Origin of the sequence: Sphingobium sp. R-21, from assembly GCF_049913335.1 — a bacterium.
Taxonomy (GTDB): Bacteria; Pseudomonadota; Alphaproteobacteria; order Sphingomonadales; family Sphingomonadaceae; genus Sphingobium.
In genome coordinates this window covers 2,241,893-2,258,657 of sequence record NZ_CP184374.1, presented here as the reverse complement: position 1 = coordinate 2,258,657, position 16,765 = coordinate 2,241,893, and the positions used below count along the sequence as shown (strand labels likewise).

Here is a 16,765-nt window from a genome sequence, read left to right as displayed (position 1 = left end):
CGTAACCGTTAGCCGGTCATGAAGATGCTCGCTCCGTCCCGGCCCGCCGTCGCCAGCCCAGTCCATCCGGCGCGGCGGATGCGGATGGTGGCGACGGGCATGTTGCTGGCGATGGCGGCGCTGTTTCTGGCGGCGCGGGCGACTGCTCATCTTCATCCTGCGATCGGATTCGTCCAGGCCTTTGCCGAGGCGGCGATGGTTGGCGGCCTGGCGGACTGGTTCGCCGTCACGGCGCTTTTCCGCCATCCGCTGGGCCTGCCGATCCCGCATACCGCGATCATCCCGCGCAACAAGGATCGGATCGGTGATACGCTCGCCCTGTTCCTGCGCGACAATTTCCTGACCCCCGCCGTGGTGGCGCGACGAATGCAGCGGCTGGACATGGCGGGGGCAGCCGGGCGCTTCCTGTCGAGCCCCGCCAGCGGCGACGGGCGCCTGCGGGAGGGCGCGTCCCGGCTCGCCGCGGACATATTGGAGGCGCTGGACCAGGAACGGCTGGGCGGCATGGTGAAGGGCGCCATCGCCCAGCGGCTGCGCGCCATGAACCTGGCCCCGCTGATCGGCCAGGCGCTGGAAGCGGCGATGCGCGACGGGCGCCATGCCCCGGTGATGGACGGCATCATCCTGTGGGCGGACCGGACGCTGGCGGCGAACGACCATCTGGTCCGGCAGATGGTGCATGACCGTTCGGGCAAGATCCTGCGCTGGACCGGCCTGGACGAAAATCTGTCCAATGCGATCATCGACGGGCTGCGCAAGCTGCTGACCGACATGGCGCAGGATCCCGGCCACAGCCTTCGCCTGAAGGCGGAGGAAGGACTGACGAAGCTGGCCGCCGACCTGCAGTTCGGCCCGGAGATGCAGGCCCGCGTCGCCCGTATCCGCGACGAGATCGTCGACAATCCGGCGATGCAGCGCTGGATCGACGGCCTGTGGGAACAGGCGCGGGGCGGGCTGCTGCGGGCGGTGCGCGATCCCGGCAAGGCGATGGCGGGACGGTTGGGCGAGGCGCTCCACCAGCTTGGCGCGACCCTGCAGCAGGACGACCGGCTGCGCTTCCTCATCAATCGTTTCGTGCGCCGCGCGGCGGTGGGAGCGACGGCGACCTATGGCGATGCCATCGTCAAGCTGGTCAGCGAAACGGTGCGCGGTTGGGACGCGGGGACCGTCACCAGCCGGCTGGAACATGCGGTCGGGCGCGACCTGCAATATATCCGGGTCAACGGCACGCTGGTGGGCGGGCTGGTGGGGCTGGCCATACACAGCGTCGACACGCTGCTCTAGGACAGCAAAGAATCCAGAGCAGCGATCTGATTCGATCAGATCGAAACCCGCTCTAGGATCGGGGAGACCATACCGGGAGGATAATATACGCGCTGCGCCTTCAAAATTAATGTTGCAACATATCATAGAAGTATGTTGTAACGTCACATATCGATTCCCGAAGAGGAAGCGACGACAGGAGGGTAATATGCAGCGTATCAGCATGGGTGTGGCAGGCAGCGAAACCATTTCCGGCTATAGCGGCGGCAAGCGTTCCCCCATCGGCATAGGAGGCGCGGTCGCCGTCCATGCGCTGGTGGTGGGTGCCTATCTGCTGATGCCCAAGGAGATGATCGATGTCTTCCGCGATCCGCCGCCCCTGATCACCTATCCGGTGGCCGACACGCCGCCCCCTCCGGAACAGGCGCAGCCGGAGACCGACTCCAAACCCTTGCCCCAGCCCAAATCGCATCCGACGATAGTGGAAAAGCCGATCATACCGCCGCCGCCCACGGGCTTCACCATGAAGGGCGAAGATCGCACCGTTACAGGTGGAACTGGCACGGGCACGGGCACGCCGCCCGACATACTGCCGCCCCAGCCCGTGCTGACGGAGGCCAGCATCGATCCCCGCGCGCTGGCCATGTTCCAGCCCGATTATCCCGGTGCGATGATCCGGCAGGGGATGGAGGGCAAGGTGGTGGTCCGCGTCACCATCGGCACCGACGGACGCGTCATCGACATAGAGCGGCTGTCGGCGGCGGACGAGGCGTTCTGGATCGCCACCCAGCGTCAGGCGCTGCGCAAATGGCGCTTCCGCCCGGCGACTCGGGATGGGGTGCCGGTCAGTTCGACCAGGGTGCTGACAGTCCATTTCCGGCTGGCAGACGCCTGAAATCCAACAACAAGGGGCTGGAAATCATGGCAGCCGACAACAGTGCTTTTGCATCCGGCCCCGCCTTACCCTATATCGGCGCCATGGCGATCTTCCCCCGTCCGGTGTCTCCCAAGAGCGCGATGAGCGACATGTGGAGCTATTTTCGCGAGAACCGGCCTCATAAATGGCCGCTGCTCGGCGTGTCCGTCGCAATAACCTGGGTCATCATCTGGGCCTTCATCGTCGACGCGAACACCAACACCATGCCGACGCGCAACCAGATCTTCTATGTGCAGAGCTGGGACGCCAATCGGTCGGACGCCGCCATCATCCTCCAGCAGAAGATCGATCTCGCCAAGCGGGAGGCGGCGATCGAGAAGAAGCAGAAGGAGATGCAGGGCGTCGCGGATATTTTCGGCATCGACTGGAAGGCGGACGAAGCCCGCAACACGGCGCGTCGCAAGGAGGCGTTGAAGCAGATCAACGCCCAGCTCGACCAGCGCCTGGCCAAGGCCGAGGGAGCCGAGAAATCCGCACCCGCGCAGGGCGGGGCGGCCCGGCCCTGAGCGCCCGATCCAAAACCGGCCTGCCGCCGGCCGATCCCGCGCAGGACCGGCGCTTCATGGCCGCCGCCATTGCGCTTTCCGAACGCGGGCGCGGCCTGTCCACCCCCAATCCCAATGTCGGTTGCCTGATCGTGCGCGACGGCCATGTCGTGGGCCGGGGCTGGACGCAGAAGGGCGGTCGTCCCCATGCCGAGGCGCAGGCTCTGGAGGAGGCGATGGACCGCGCGCGCGGCGCCACCGCCTATGTGACGCTGGAGCCCTGCTTTCACCTTTCGCCGCGCGGTCCGCGCTGCGCCGACCTGATGGCGCGTGCCGAGGTGCGGCGCGTCGTCATCGCCCTGCGGGATCCCGATCCGCGCACCGACGGGCAGGGTGCCGCCTGGCTGCGCAAGCGCGGCATTGCCGTTGAAATGGGCCTGATGGCGCGGGAAGCCGCCGCCGCGATGCGCGGTTTCGTGCTGCGCCAGACGCTGGGCCGGCCGGCGGTGACGCTGAAGCTGGGCCTCTCTCTCGATGGTCGGATCGCGCTGCCCGACGGGTCCAGCCGCTGGATCACCGGGCCGGAAGCCCGCGCCCATGCCCATATGGAACGGGCGCGGCATGACGCGATATTGGTGGGGGGCGGCACGCTGCGCGCCGATGCGCCGCGGCTGGACGTGCGTCTGCCGGGGCTGGAGGATCGCTCGCCCCGGCGCATATTACTGAGCCATGGGCGCGCGCCCGATGGCTGGGAAAGCATCACCGAGCCGGAGGAGATCGCCGCCCTGCCGCAGGTCGACCATCTGCTGGTCGAGGGCGGGGCGCAGGCTGCCGCTGCCTTCCTGCGTGCCGATCTGGTCGACCGGCTGCTGCTCTATCGCGCGCCGATCCTGATCGGTGCGGGGCTGGCGGGAATAGGCGATCTGGGGCTTGCCGAGCTGGCGGATGCGCATGGCCGCTGGCGGATCGACGACGAACGGCGGCTGGGCGATGACCGGCTGGAGGTTTACGTGCGGACGCGGAACGCCTAGTGACCCGAATCTGAAGTTCGTCACACCGCTGGGTAGGCGTTGAACGAACTTCAGATTCATCAGGGTCACTAGCAAATATATGATTTCTAGTGTGGTTTTTGGATTTGAAATACGCTCCCTACCTAGCCGCTATAATGAGGCGTATTTCAAATCCACCACACTAGATCACCGCAAACGCCCTCCCCCGGTCCGGGCGCGGGCGAATGGACAAAAAGGCAACGGACTTTTCTCATGTTCACCGGCATCATCACCGACATCGGCACCATCCGCACTCATGAGCAACGCGGCGACCTGCGGTTGGTGATCGGTTGCGCCTATGACATGGACTCGGTCGCCATCGGTGCGTCCATTGCTTGTTCGGGCGCCTGCCTGACCGTCGTGGAAAAGGGCGCCGACTGGTTCGCGGTCGACCTGTCGGCCGAAACCGTCGCTCGTACCGCGCCCGGCCTGTGGGTGCAGGGCGGCCGCCTCAACCTGGAACGCGCGCTCAAGGTCGGGGACGAGCTGGGCGGCCATATCGTCACCGGCCATGTCGACGGCATCGGCACGCTGCTGTCGGCGACGCATGAGGGCGATTCGACCCGACTGGTCATCGCCGCGCCCGCCGCGCTGGCGCCTGCACTGGCGGCGAAGGGTTCGATCACGGTGGACGGCATCTCCCTGACCGTCAACACGGTCGAGGATCAGGCCGATGGATCGGTTCATTTCGGCCTGAACATCATTCCGCATACGGCCGCCGCGACGACGCTCGACAGCCTGCTGCCGGGCCGCGCCTTCAACCTGGAGATCGACGTGCTGGCGCGCTATCTGGACCGGATGCAGAGTCTTCATTCTCGCCCAGTGTGATTATCGCTTGCCATCATCACATCTTGGTGTGATATGACGCCTCATCCCACTGGGAAGGAGTCGTCTGCATGTCATCAGCCCTTATCGATACCGTCCGTTCGCTGGTCACTGATGGCGGCATGTCGCGCTCCGGCCTTGCCCGGGCCGCGGGCCTTCACGCCAACTCCCTGCGCAGGCTGGGCGAGGCCGACTGGAACCCGACGGCCGAGACCCTGGGCAAGCTGGAAAGCTATCTTGCCAAGCGCGAGGGCGGCACCGCGCTCGCTTCGCCCGAAGAGATCATCAATGAGGCCCGCAATGGCCGCATGTTCATCCTGGTCGATGACGAGGATCGGGAAAATGAGGGCGACCTGGTCATCCCCGCGCAGATGGCGACGCCCGACGCGATCAATTTCATGGCGACCCATGGCCGTGGCCTCGTCTGCCTGGCGCTGAGCAAGGACCGGGTCGATCATCTGGGCCTGGGCCTGATGAGCCGCAACAACGGCACCCGCCACGAAACCGCCTTCACCGTTTCGATCGAAGCGCGTGAGGGCGTCACCACCGGCATCAGCGCCGCCGACCGCGCCCGCACCATCTCCGTCGCGATCGACGGGTCGAAGGGGCCTGACGACATCGTGACGCCCGGCCACGTCTTCCCGCTGGTGGCCAAGGATGGCGGCGTGCTGGTGCGCACCGGCCATACCGAGGCGGCGGTGGATGTCGCCCGCCTGGCCGGGCTCAATCCATCCGGCGTCATCTGCGAGGTGATGAAGGATGACGGCACCATGGCGCGCCTGGACGACCTGATCCCCTTTGCCCAGAAGCACAAGATGAAGATCGGCACGATCCGCGACCTCATCGCCTATCGCCGCCGGCACGATCATATGGTGGAACGCCGCGCCGAAACCGTCTTCACCAGCCAGTGGGGCGGCGACTGGAAGGCGATCAGCTTCTACAACAAGGCGACGCAGACCGAGCAGCTCGTGCTGCAGAAGGGCCATGTCGTGCCCGACGAGCCGACGCTCGTCCGCATGCATCAGCTTTCCCTGCTGGACGACGTCTATGGTTCGGCCGGGCCGCGCAACGGTCTGCTCGCCAGGTCGATGGAGATCATTGCCCGACAAGGGGCGGGGATCATCGTCGTGCTCACCGCGACGGTGGCGGGCGATTTCCTGAGCCGCAGCCTGCGCCATCATGCCGGGCAGCCGGGATCGGGCATGGACGAATTGCGCGACTATGGCGTTGGCGCGCAGATCCTGGCCGAACTGGGCGTGCATGACATGATCCTGCTCAGCAACACGCATCATAGCCTGATCGCGCTTGACGGTTATGACCTGGCCGTGGTTGGGCAACATCCGATCGAGCTTTAAGGACCACTGTCATGGCAAAATTCCTGATCGTCGAAGCGCGCTTCTACGAACATCTCAATGACCTGCTGATCGAGGGCGCGGTCGCCGCGCTGGAGGATGAGGGCCATAAATATGAGGTGGTGACGGTGCCCGGCGCGCTGGAAATTCCCGGTGCCGTGGCGCTGGCGGCGGAAACCGGCCGATATGACGGCTTCATCGCCATCGGCGTGGTGATCCGGGGTGAAACCTATCATTTCGAAGTCGTGTCGAACGAGAGCGCGCGCGGCCTGATGGCGCTCAGCATGGATGGCATTCCGATCGGCAACGGCATTTTGACGGTCGAGAATGAAGCGCAGGCGCTGACCCGCGCCAAACGGGACGAGAAGGACAAGGGTGGCGAGGCGGCGAAGGCGGCCATGGCCATGCTCGCCCTGCGGGAGAGATTCTGCGCCTGACGGCTGCGGACAGGGGCGGATGGGAAAGGGGCGGCCCTTGACGAGCGGCCGCTTTTTCCCGGAGGCCTCTGGTTTGCGACCGCTGTGCCCGGGCGCGCTTGTACGCATGGCCGGTCGGGCGTAGTAACGGGCCATGACCCCGACGCATCAAGACATGACGCTCGATGAAGTGCGCGCCGCGCTGGCGCCGATCCTGCCGCGCCATGCCGCCTTTGACGGCTGGCGCAGGGAAGCCGTGACGATGGCGGCGGCGCAGTGCGGCATCGATGCCGGCATAGCGGTCCTGGCCTTTCCGGGCGGCGCGATGGAGATGATCGACGCCTGGTTCGAGAGCATCGATTCGCGGATGCGGGAAGCGCTGCTGCAGGAGAAGCTGGCGACCCTTTCCATCCGGATGCGCATAACGACCCTGGTCGAAACGCGCCTGACGCTGCTGGGGCGGGATCGCGAAGCGCTGCGCCGGGCGCAGGCGGTCATGGCCATGCCGCGCAATGCGGCGGCGGCCGCCAGACTGGGTTGGCGGGCAGCGGACGTCATGTGGCGCGCGGCCGGGGACGAATCGACGGACCTCAATCATTATACGAAGCGGCTGACCCTGGCCGGGGTCTATGCCGCGACCCTGCTCGTGTTCGTCGATGATGAAAGCGAAGACTGGGCGGAGACTCGCGCCTTCCTGGCCCGGCGGATCGAGGGCGTGATGCGGTTCGAACGCGCCAAGGCCCAGTGGAAGGGCATAGGTGCCGGTGAAAGGTTGAGCTTTGCCCGCTTCATCGGGCGGTTGCGATACCCGGCCATATAACCGTCGCGCCGCGGCGCGGATTCACGCTGGTCTTTTCCAATCGGTATTGATAGTCACTCGCAGGAATATATGACGAGTGCCTTACCCTTGCGCCTGACCGACCTGCCGCTGCGCCAGCCTGCCTATGTGGACCTGATCGACTGGGACGCCCTTTCCGCGTCCGACGGGCAAAGGCTTCGCGAATTCGGCCTGTGCGAAGGCGCCAGCGTGGAGGCGCTGCATCATGGCGGCCTGATGGGCCGTGGCCCCATTGCCTGCAAGGTCGGCCGCATGACGATCGCCATGCGCCGCAACCATGCCGCGGCGATCACCGTCCGCACCGGGCCGCAGGACGCCGCCGCGGACGAAGAAGCGTGACCGGCCTGCCGCTGGTCGCGCTGGTCGGCAATCCCAATGCCGGCAAGAGCGCGCTGTTCAACGCCCTGACCGGAGCGCGGCAGAAGCTGGGCAATTATCCCGGCGTGACGGTGGAGCGCAAGGCGGGCCGCCTGTCGCTGTCCGACGGCCGGCCGGTCGAACTGGTCGACCTGCCCGGCACCTACAGCCTCAATCCGACCAGCCCCGACGAACAGGTGACGCGCGACGTCATATTGGGCAGGCAGGCGGGCGAACGCCTTCCCGACGCGCTGGTGGTAGTGGTCGATGCCTCCAACCTCGACAATCACCTGCGCTTCGCGCTGGAACTGATCGCGCTCGGTCGTCCGACCATCGTCGCGCTCAACATGGTCGACCTTGCGACCCGCGACGGGCTGGAACTGGACGCGCAGATTCTTTCGCGCGAACTGGGCGTGCCGGTGATCTCCACCGTGGCGGTGCGCAAACGTGGTCTGGATCATCTGCGCGGCGAACTGGAATCCATGCTCGACGGCGGGGTCGGTGACGTCGCTCCTGCGGGCGAACGGCGCGATTTCGAGGTGTTGCGCAGGGAAGCGCGCCGGATCGCCCGCACCGCTATCGTGCGCGAAACCCCCTCCCGCCGCCTGACCGCCGCGGTCGACCGGGTGGCGCTGCATCCCGTGGCGGGGCTGTTCCTGCTGCTCGCCTTGCTCTTCATCATGTTCCAGGCGGTCTATGCCTGGTCAGAGGCGCCGATCGCGATGATCGAGGGCTTTGTCGCCAGTGCCGGGGATGCCGTGACGGCGGCGCTGCCCGATGGGCTGCTGCGGTCCTTCCTGGTCGATGGCGTGCTGAACGGCGTGGGTTCCGTCATCGTGTTCCTGCCGCAGATCCTCATCCTCTTCTTCTTCATCCTGATGCTGGAGGCGACCGGCTACATGGTTCGCGCCGCCTTTCTGATGGACGGGCTGATGGCGCGGGTGGGCCTGTCGGGGCGCGCCTTCATCCCGCTGCTTTCCTCCTTCGCCTGCGCGGTGCCGGGGATCATGGCGACCCGCACCATCGCTGATCCGAAAGACAGGCTGACCACCATATTGATCGCGCCGCTGATGACCTGTTCGGCGCGGCTGCCGGTCTATGCCGTGATCATTGGCGCCTTCATTCCGGCCCGGACCGTGGCGCTGGGCATCGGTCTTCAAGGGCTGGTGCTGTTCTGCCTCTACATTTCGGGCATTGTCGGCGCGATGCTGGCCGCTCTGGTCCTGCGCCGCACCGTCACCAAGGGGGCAAGCGGCGGTTTCCTGATGGAGATGCCCAAATATCAATGGCCGCGCCCGCAGGACATCGTGCTTGGCCTGTGGCAGCGCGCGGTGATCTTCCTCAAGCGGGCGGGCACGATCATCTTCACCTCGACCGTGATCCTCTGGATATTGCTGAGCTTTCCCAAGGCGCCGGAGAATGGCGGGGTCAGCCAGGTCAACTATTCCATCGCAGGACGGGTCGCCAACGGGCTTAACGTCGTGCTGCAGCCGATCGGCTTCAACCGCGACATATCGCTGGCACTGATCCCGGCCATGGCCGCGCGCGAAGTGGCGGTATCCGCGCTCGCCACCGTCTATTCGCTCGACGCCGACGAGGATGAGGCGAAGCTGGAACGCAGCCTGGGCGACAGGCTGAAGGACAGTTGGCCGCTGCCGACCGCGCTCGCCTTCCTTGCCTGGTTCGTCTTCGCGCCCCAGTGCATCTCTACCATCGCGGTGACCAGGCGGGAGACCAATGGCTGGAAATGGCCGCTGTTCATGATCGGCTATCTGTTCGCGCTCGCCTATGTCGCGGCCGGACTTACTTACTGGACCGCCACCGCAGCAGGTCTATAAGGACCAGCTAAACTATCGGAGGAAACATGGCGGGTTCGGTCAACAAGGTCATTCTGGTGGGCAATCTGGGCGCCGACCCGGAGGTGAAGAGCTTTCAGAATGGCGGGAAGGTGTGCAACCTGCGGATCGCGACCTCCGAAAGCTGGAAGGATCGCATGTCGGGCGAGCGCAAGGAGCGCACCGAATGGCACAGCGTCTCCATCTTCTCCGAAGGGCTGGCGGGCGTGGCGGAACGCTTTCTGCGCAAGGGGTCGAAGGTCTATCTGGAGGGCCAGCTGCGCACCCGCAAATGGCAGGACCAGTCCGGCAATGACCGCTACACCACCGAAGTGGTGCTGCAGGGGCCGGGCGCGGTGTTGACCATGCTGGATGGCGCGCCCGGAGGCGGTGGTCAGGGCGGCGGCGGACGCTCGCAGGGCGGCGGTGACTGGGGCGCCAGTTCGGGCAGCTTTGGCGGCGGCAATGATTATGATGATTTCGGCGGCGGCGGCGGCGGCGGTGGCTTTGCTGGCGGTTCGGGCCGATCTTCAGGCGGCGGACGCGGCAGTGCGGGCGGGCCGAATTTCGACAATGACCTGGACGATGAAGTGCCGTTCTGAGGGATATTCAGCGGTAAATGACAGGAAGCGTTTTGCGATCCCTCACTCAACGGGATCGCAGACGCCTTACATCAGGATGCAGTGAAGCGGATGCATCGGCATCCTGCCAATGCTCAGGCTGCCAGGCGCAGGCAGTTCCTTCCACTATGCTTAGCGTTGTACAGCGCCTTGTCGGCGGCTTCGAGCACGGCCTGACTGTCGCTCTGTCCACTCAGGGCGACCAGTCCCGCGCTGAACGTCACCGGGATCAGGTCGCCCGAATCGATCTGAACGGGATGGGCCGTGACCATTTCACGCAGCCGTTCGCAGATCATGCTCGCCCGGACGACATCCGTGCCGCCGAGCAGGATGGCGAATTCCTCGCCGCCAAGGCGACCGATACTGTCGCCGCCGCGCAAGCCCGGGCGCAGCCGATCGACAAAGCCCGCCAGCACGCGGTCGCCCGCGCCATGACCGTGGCAGTCGTTGACCGCCTTGAAATGGTCGATGTCGATCAGCAGCAGGCAGGCCCGTCCGCCATGACGGGCACGCAGCATTTCCTCTTCCAGCTTTTCCAGGAAAGCTCGCCGGCTGTCCGCGCCGGTCAGCGAATCCAGCGCCGCCACCTGCTGAAGCGCGCGTTGCCGCGCCTTGTGCCGGGACATGTCGCGAATCGTGCAGACGAGGCCGGTGGGCATGCCGCGCTCGTCAACGACGGCGCGCGCCACCATCTCGCACCATTCGCTGCCCTGCGCCGATATGAAGGGGCGGAATTCGACCGTCTGCACTTCGCCGGGCTGGTGGAGCGCCCGGTCCAGCGTCGCGGTCACCTGTTCCCGGTCCACCGGGTCGACCAGATTGGCGGCGTCCTGCCCGATCAGCAGTTCGGGCGCGCAGCCGATCTGTTCTGCCGCCGAGGGGGAGGCATATTCGATCACGCCATCAACGCGGATGTTGAGCACGACATCGCCGCTGTTTTCCGCGATCGCGCGATAGCGCGCCTCGCTTTCCTGCAACATCTGGAACAGGCGCCGGCGGCTGTTGAGTTCCGCCGCGATCGGCATGGAAAGCAGGAAGCTGAAGGCCAGGAAGAGCTGGAAATACTGCATCCTTTCGCCCAGCGTGCCGGGGATCATGTGCAGCGGTCCATGGCCCGTCATGGTCGCCATGCCGCCGATCATCGCCAGGATGATGACCGACGCCGCAGCGCCCAGATTGCCCAGGCGGAAGACGATGGCGACCATCGGCAGCAGCAGCGCGAACAGCATGGGAAAGCGGGCCACGTAGAAGACGAAGCCGGTCGCCAGGGCGAAGAGCAGGAGCAATCCGAGCGCTTCACACTTCGCCCAGCGCCTGGTCTGGCCGAACCAGCGCCGCAATTCGCCCTTCATCAGCATGATCAGGATCGGCGTGCAGGTCAGCCCGCCCAGCACATGCCCGGTATACCATTGCAGCAGCGACGCACCGAACGGCACTGTCGTCAGAGCCGATGCCACGGAGGCGGCGGCCAGGCCCGCGACCAGATTGGCCGGGCCGCAGAGCGCGAGAATGAAGACGAACAGCGGCTGCATCGATCCCGCGAATTTCCCGCCTGGCGCAAAGCGGCGGCAGATCAGCGCGACGATAAGCGCTTCCAGCAGGTTGATGCCGGCCATCGGTATGGCGGCGGCGGTCCCCATGCCCCACAGGGCGGTCGACAGCGCACTTGCCATGCCGCAGGCGATCAGGGCCCGCGGCCAGACGCTGGCCCGCGATGTCAGCAGATAGGCCATCAGCAGCGCGTTGGCGCCCCAGATGAAGGCGAGGCCCCCTTCAAAGCGCGAACTGGCAAGCGCGATCGACGCCATGAAGAAATAAGCGCCTGCCAGGACGACAGGCTCAATGCGGGACGAAGTATGGCGAAGTGACGTCTGCATGTTCGGTCCCGCATTAGACGCTTATCGTTAAAATATACTCACGATCATGATTTTACAGTGGAGAAAAATCATGTGGACGCCAGCAAGGCGTGCCAGCGGCGCAGCCTTTCGTCCCTGGTATCGTCCGGCAGGGCAGGGGTGAACCGTCGCCGCGCCGCCCCCATCCCGCCGGCCGCGGCGGCAAGGGAAGGAAACAGGCCCGCGCCCACCGCCGCGAGCATCGCCGCGCCCCGGGCCGTCGTCTCCACATCGGCCGGGCGATCCACGGGCACGCCCAGAATGTCGGCCAGGTCCTGCGCGATCCAGTCATTGGCGCTCATTCCCCCGTCGATGCACAGGCCTTGCCAGGGCATGCCGTCGGAGCCGAACGCTCCGGCCAGGTCGTGAAGCTGGTGCGAGAGGGATTCGAGCGCCGCGCGCACGATATGCGCCCGCCGGGTCCCCAGCGTCAGCCCGTGGATCATGCCCGTGGCGTCCGGGCGCCAATGGGGGGCGCCCAGCCCTGCCAGCGCGGGCAGCATCGCGATGCCGCCGCTGTCCGGCACGGAACGGGCCAGGGTTTCGCTTTCCTCCGCCGTCGCGATCAGGCGCAGTTCGTCGCGCAGCCACTGGATCAGGCTGCCGGCGACGAACACCGACCCTTCCAGCGCATAATTCGTCTCTCCCGGCAGACGGCAGAGCAGCGTGCCGAGCAGACGATGCCGCGATACGGGCACGGTGCTGCCCATGGGAGCGAGGACGAAGGCGCCCGTGCCCAATGTCGCCTTGGCGCTGCCCGGCGTCAGGCAGCCCTGGCCAATGGTCGCCGCCTGCTGATCCCCCATCAATCCCCGGATCGCGATCGGCTGGCCGAACCATTCGGCCCGGGTTTCGGCAAAGGCGCCCACATTGTCGACGATCTGTGGCAGGGCGTGCGGCGGCACGCCGAACAGGTCGCATAGCCCCTGGTCCCAATCCGTACCGTCCAGCGCCATCAACTGGGTGCGGCTGGCATTGCTGGCGTCGCTGACATGCAGCCCGCCGGTCAGCTTCCACATCAGCCAGCTTTCTATGGTGCCGAAGGCGAGGGCGCTTCCCGCTTCTGCGACGGCGGGGGCATGGTCCAGCAGCCAGCGCATCTTCGTTGCGGAGAAATAGGGATCGAGCACCAGCCCTGTCCGCCGCTGGATCGCTTCCTCCTCGCCCGCGTCGCGCAGGGCGGCGCAATGTCCGGCCGTGCGCCGGTCCTGCCAGACGATTGCGGGAGCCAGAGGCTGGCCGGTCCGCCGGTCCCACGCGACGACGGTCTCGCGTTGGTTGGTGATGCCGATGGCGGCGATGCGATCCGCGCCGCCCGCCCGCATCACCATGTCGCGCGCGCAGGCGAGCGTCTTGTCCCAGATTTCCGCCGCATCATGTTCGACCCAGCCGGGTTGCGGATAATATTGGCTGAGGTCCGCCTGCGCCATGCCCAGCCGTCGTCCGTCCGGCGCGAAGAGCATCGCGCGCGTCGATGTCGTGCCCTCGTCCAGCACCAGTATCAGACGCTCGTTCATCCCCTCTCCCCCAGCCGGTCCCGCACATGCGCCTTCTGTCCCGCATCGAGGCGCAGTCCCAACTTCGTGCGGCGCCACAATATGTCGTCGGCCGTGACCGCCCATTCCCGCGCGACCAGATAGCGCAGCTCCGCCTCGGTCAGGCCATGGCCGAAATGCGTGCCCAGAGCCTCCATGTCCCGCGCACCGTCCAGCCACTCCCATGCACGGGTGCCATAGGCGCAGGCGATCCGCTGCGTCGACGCATAGTCGAGAAAGGGATAGTCGCAGCCCAGATCGGCGATCAGCCGGTCGCGCTCCTGCATCGGGAAGTCGCCGCCCGGCAGCGCCGCCTTCGCCGTCCAGTCGCCCGCGGGCAGGCTGGGGAAAAAGGGTCTGAGCATCGCCACCGCCTCGGCCGCGAGGTGGCGATAGGTGGTGATCTTGCCGCCGAACAGGCTAAGCAGCGGCGCTTCCCCCCGTGGCGCGTCAAGCTCCAGCCGATAGCCGCGCGTCGCGGCTTCCGGTTTTCCCGAACCATCGTCGACCAGCGGCCGGACGCCGGCATAGGACCACAGCACGTCCTGCGGCGTGATGATCCTTCGGAAATAGCGGTTCGCGCCGTCGCAGAGATAGGCGATCTCGTCGGGCGCAGGTTGGACATCGTCGATCGGCCCCTGATGATCGCGGTCGGTCGTGCCGATCAGGGTGAAGTCGCGCTCATAGGGCAAGGCAAAGAAGATGCGTCCATCGGGCAGCTGGAAGAAATAGGCAAAGCCATGGTCGAACAGGCGCGGCACGACGATATGCGATCCGCGCACCAGCCGCATGTGGCGCGCCGTTTCGCCATGGGCGCGATGGAGAAGGTCGAGCACGAGCGGCCCGGCGGCATTGACCACGGCGCGGGCGCGGAATCGCGGCATCGATCCGTCGTTCGCCTGCGCATGGATCGTCCAGCCGCCTTTGTCCCGTTCCAGCCGCTGCACGTCCGTCCGGGTGCGCACCTCCGCACCCCTTTCAGCCGCATCGCGGGCGTTGAGGATGACGAGGCGGGCATCGTCGACCCAGCCGTCGGAATAGAGGAAGGCCTTGCCGAAGCCGGGTTGCAGCGGCCGTCCGGCCGGATGGCGGCGCAGGTCGATGCCCTGCGTCGGCGGCAGGGCGTGCCGGCCGCCGATATGGTCGTACAGGAAGAGGCCCAGTCGCAGCATCCAGCGCGGCCGCAGCCCCGGCACCCAGGGCAGCACGAAGCGCAGCGGATGGATGATGTGCGGGGCGATCGCCCAGAGCCTCTCGCGTTCCGCCAGCGATTCGCGCACCAGGCCGAATTCCCGATGCTCCAGATAACGCAGCCCGCCATGGATCAGCTTGGTGGAGGCGGACGATGTGCCCTGCGCCAGGTCGCCGCGCTCCAGCAGCAGCACCCGCGCACCGCGCCCGGCCGCGTCACGAGCCACGCCGCAGCCATTGATGCCGCCCCCGATCACGGCAATGTCATAGGGGGTCGGGTCTGTCTCCCTCGTCACCCCGTCATCCTAGAGCATCGGGCGGAAAAGTGGGAACCGGTTTTCCGCTGGCGATGATGCGACGAGAAAACCGTGTTGGCGGCTGGCATCAGATTTGACGCAGCGCGCTCCAGCGCTTGCGGAACGGAACTGCTAGTCGGCATCGGGGTCGCGGAAGTTGAGGCGGCGGGTCACAGTGTAGTCGAGCACGCCGACCAGGAAATAGCTGATCCACTGTTTGACCAGCGTGGGCAGGCTGCGCTGGGAGCGGTAGGTTTCGAGCGTGACCTGGCGGCTTTCTCCCGCCCTACGGTCGATCAGCGCCCGCATCGCCTTGGCAAAGCCGGCATGCTCGATCCGCAGCATGATTTCCAGGTTGAGGAACAGGCTGCGCATGTCGAAATTGGCCGAGCCGATATAGACCGCATCGTCCACCACGATCAGCTTCATGTGCAGCTTGCACGGTTGATATTCCCAGATCTCCACGCCGCGCCGGAGGAGGGGGCCATAGAGCAGCCGCGCCGCCGCGACGGTCGCGCCATTGTCGGACCTGGAGGGCAGGATGAGGCGAGATCCCTTGCGCCGCGCGGCCCTGGCAATGCGCTTGAGCATGCCGCGGCCCGGCGAGAAATAGGCCTCCACCATGTCGAGCCGCCCTGCCTGCTCCAGATCATGCTTCACAAGCTGCGCCCAGGGACTGAGCCGCCGGGTGGGGCCGCCGATCACCCAGCGCATCGGCTCGTCCGCTACGGGATGGATGGGGCTGTGCCAGTTGCGCACCATGCGGCGCAGCGTGCGGAACCGCTGCCTTCGCGTCGAGACCCAGCGCCAGAGCTGGCCGTACCAGCTGGTCATCGCCTGCACCTGCGGCCCTTCCACCAACAGGCCCAGATCGTGCCAGCAATCCTCCGCCGGAATCCCGAAATAGCCGTCCTCGACGTTGAAGCCGCCCATCAGCAGCCGTCGGTCGTCGGCAATCGCCAGCTTCTGGTGATTGCGGATCAGGTAGCGCATCGATCGGCGCACGCCGAAGCGGCCGAAATGCGCTCCCGCAGCCACCAGCGGATCGAAGAAGGCGAGCGGCGTCGATCCCGATCCGAAAGCGTCGATCATCAGCGTGACCGCTACCCCGCGCCGCTGTGCCGCGATCAGCCGGTCCAGGATCAGCCGTCCGCTGTCGTCGGCCGCGAAGATGTAATAATAGAGCTTCACGCTTTCCCGCGCGCCGTCGATCAGGTCGACCAGCGCCTGCCGCAGCGCCGGCCCCGTCTCGATCACGCGCAGGTGGTTGGCGTGCAGCGACAGGTCGATCTGTTCCCCGCCCTGTTCCCCGCCATGACCCGGCTCTGCCTGCCCGATGCTCGCCATGCTCCGTTCATGCCCGCATTCGGGGCGGCTGGCCATGACTTTATGGGCTTTTCATTGACTCTTGGAACAGGCGCTGTTAGGCGCGCATTTCACTATTTTACCTTTGGTTCAGGAGCGCCCGTTTGGCCCGCGTTACCGTCGAAGATTGCGTCGACAAGGTTACCAACCGTTTTGACCTCGTCCTGCTTGCCGCGCAGCGCGCCCGCGAGATTTCCGGCGGCGCGGAGCTGACGCTGGACCGCGATCGCGATAAAAATCCCGTCGTGGCACTGCGTGAAATCGCGGAAGAGACGGTCCTTCCGGTCGATCTGCACGATTCGCTCGTCGCGTCGCTGCAGAAGGTGCAGATTGACGATGACGACACGCCCGATGAAATCGGCTCGATCGCCCAGTCGGCGGAGGCGCTGCGCCTGACCGCCGCGGCCCCGCCGCGCAACCAGAATATCGGCGGCGATTACGACGGCTGATCCGGTCACCAGCTTGGAGAGGGAATGAGGCCCGGCCTGCGCAAGCAGGACCGGGCC

16 protein-coding genes are annotated in these 16,765 nt (G+C 66.1%); 12 read left to right on the top strand and 4 right to left on the bottom strand.

What is annotated here, in order from left to right:
* Positions 1 to 18 precede the first annotated feature (18 nt).
* The 11 genes from ACN9MX_RS10840 to ssb all read left to right on the top strand — a co-directional run bounded on the left by ACN9MX_RS10840 (position 19) and on the right by ssb (position 9,959).
* The gene (locus ACN9MX_RS10840) at positions 19 to 1,284 is read left to right on the top strand and encodes a DUF445 domain-containing protein (RefSeq protein ID WP_426386967.1); all 1,266 of its coding nucleotides are present in this window, start codon (positions 19 to 21) and stop codon (positions 1,282 to 1,284) included.
* A 187-nt stretch (positions 1,285 to 1,471) separates the two neighbouring features.
* On the top strand, positions 1,472 to 2,158 hold the full coding sequence (locus tag ACN9MX_RS10835; protein WP_426386966.1) for a TonB family protein: 687 nt from the start codon (positions 1,472 to 1,474) through the stop codon (positions 2,156 to 2,158).
* 26 nt (positions 2,159 to 2,184) lie between these two features.
* Entirely contained in the window at positions 2,185 to 2,706 is a 522-nt protein-coding gene (locus ACN9MX_RS10830) for a hypothetical protein (protein WP_363737506.1), read from the top strand.
* 20 nt (positions 2,707 to 2,726) lie between these two features.
* Entirely contained in the window at positions 2,727 to 3,716 is a 990-nt protein-coding gene (ribD, locus tag ACN9MX_RS10825; RefSeq protein ID WP_363738206.1) for a bifunctional diaminohydroxyphosphoribosylaminopyrimidine deaminase/5-amino-6-(5-phosphoribosylamino)uracil reductase RibD, read from the top strand.
* A 231-nt stretch (positions 3,717 to 3,947) separates the two neighbouring features.
* Positions 3,948 to 4,562 (top strand): riboflavin synthase, encoded by a 615-nt coding sequence (locus ACN9MX_RS10820; RefSeq protein ID WP_363737507.1) that lies wholly within the window; start codon positions 3,948 to 3,950, stop codon positions 4,560 to 4,562.
* Between the two features lie 68 nt (positions 4,563 to 4,630).
* Positions 4,631 to 5,914: a 3,4-dihydroxy-2-butanone-4-phosphate synthase gene (gene ribB, locus ACN9MX_RS10815; RefSeq protein WP_363737509.1), complete on the top strand. Its 1,284-nt coding sequence runs from the start codon at positions 4,631 to 4,633 to the stop codon at positions 5,912 to 5,914.
* A gap of 11 nt (positions 5,915 to 5,925) precedes the next feature.
* Positions 5,926 to 6,348, top strand: a complete 423-nt coding sequence (gene ribH, locus ACN9MX_RS10810) for a 6,7-dimethyl-8-ribityllumazine synthase (protein WP_426386964.1) — start codon at positions 5,926 to 5,928, stop codon at positions 6,346 to 6,348.
* A gap of 133 nt (positions 6,349 to 6,481) precedes the next feature.
* Positions 6,482 to 7,147 carry a COQ9 family protein gene (locus tag ACN9MX_RS10805; RefSeq protein ID WP_426386963.1) on the top strand — a complete coding sequence of 222 codons (666 nt, stop codon included), beginning with the start codon at positions 6,482 to 6,484 and terminating at the stop codon, positions 7,145 to 7,147.
* Positions 7,148 to 7,234: 87 nt separating this feature from the next.
* Positions 7,235 to 7,504, top strand: coding sequence for a FeoA family protein (locus tag ACN9MX_RS10800; RefSeq protein WP_363738207.1), 270 nt, complete (start codon positions 7,235 to 7,237; stop codon positions 7,502 to 7,504).
* Positions 7,501 to 9,360, top strand: coding sequence for a ferrous iron transporter B (gene feoB / locus ACN9MX_RS10795; RefSeq protein WP_363737515.1), 1,860 nt, complete (start codon positions 7,501 to 7,503; stop codon positions 9,358 to 9,360). The genes ACN9MX_RS10800 and feoB overlap by 4 nt, the downstream gene beginning before the upstream one ends.
* Positions 9,361 to 9,386: 26 nt before the next feature.
* Positions 9,387 to 9,959, top strand: a complete 573-nt coding sequence (gene ssb, locus ACN9MX_RS10790) for a single-stranded DNA-binding protein (RefSeq protein WP_426386962.1) — start codon at positions 9,387 to 9,389, stop codon at positions 9,957 to 9,959.
* 113 nt (positions 9,960 to 10,072) lie between these two features.
* On the opposite strand, the gene ACN9MX_RS10785 is transcribed toward ssb, so the two are convergent.
* From ACN9MX_RS10785 to ACN9MX_RS10770, 4 genes are all read right to left on the bottom strand, one after another.
* Positions 10,073 to 11,854, bottom strand: a complete 1,782-nt coding sequence (locus ACN9MX_RS10785) for a sensor domain-containing diguanylate cyclase (protein ID WP_363737517.1) — start codon at positions 11,852 to 11,854, stop codon at positions 10,073 to 10,075.
* 68 nt (positions 11,855 to 11,922) lie between these two features.
* A complete protein-coding gene (locus ACN9MX_RS10780) occupies positions 11,923 to 13,389 on the bottom strand; it encodes an FGGY family carbohydrate kinase (protein WP_363827664.1) in 1,467 nt (488 codons plus the stop codon).
* Positions 13,386 to 14,894, bottom strand: a complete 1,509-nt coding sequence (locus tag ACN9MX_RS10775; RefSeq protein ID WP_426386960.1) for a glycerol-3-phosphate dehydrogenase — start codon at positions 14,892 to 14,894, stop codon at positions 13,386 to 13,388. The genes ACN9MX_RS10780 and ACN9MX_RS10775 overlap by 4 nt, the downstream gene beginning before the upstream one ends.
* Before the next feature lie 132 nt (positions 14,895 to 15,026).
* Positions 15,027 to 16,277, bottom strand: coding sequence for a phospholipase D-like domain-containing protein (locus tag ACN9MX_RS10770; protein WP_426386959.1), 1,251 nt, complete (start codon positions 16,275 to 16,277; stop codon positions 15,027 to 15,029).
* 86 nt (positions 16,278 to 16,363) lie between these two features.
* Here ACN9MX_RS10770 and rpoZ point away from each other — a divergent pair, with 86 nt between their 5' ends.
* Positions 16,364 to 16,708 (top strand): DNA-directed RNA polymerase subunit omega, encoded by a 345-nt coding sequence (rpoZ, locus tag ACN9MX_RS10765; protein ID WP_007688625.1) that lies wholly within the window; start codon positions 16,364 to 16,366, stop codon positions 16,706 to 16,708.
* Positions 16,709 to 16,765: the final 57 nt, after the last annotated feature.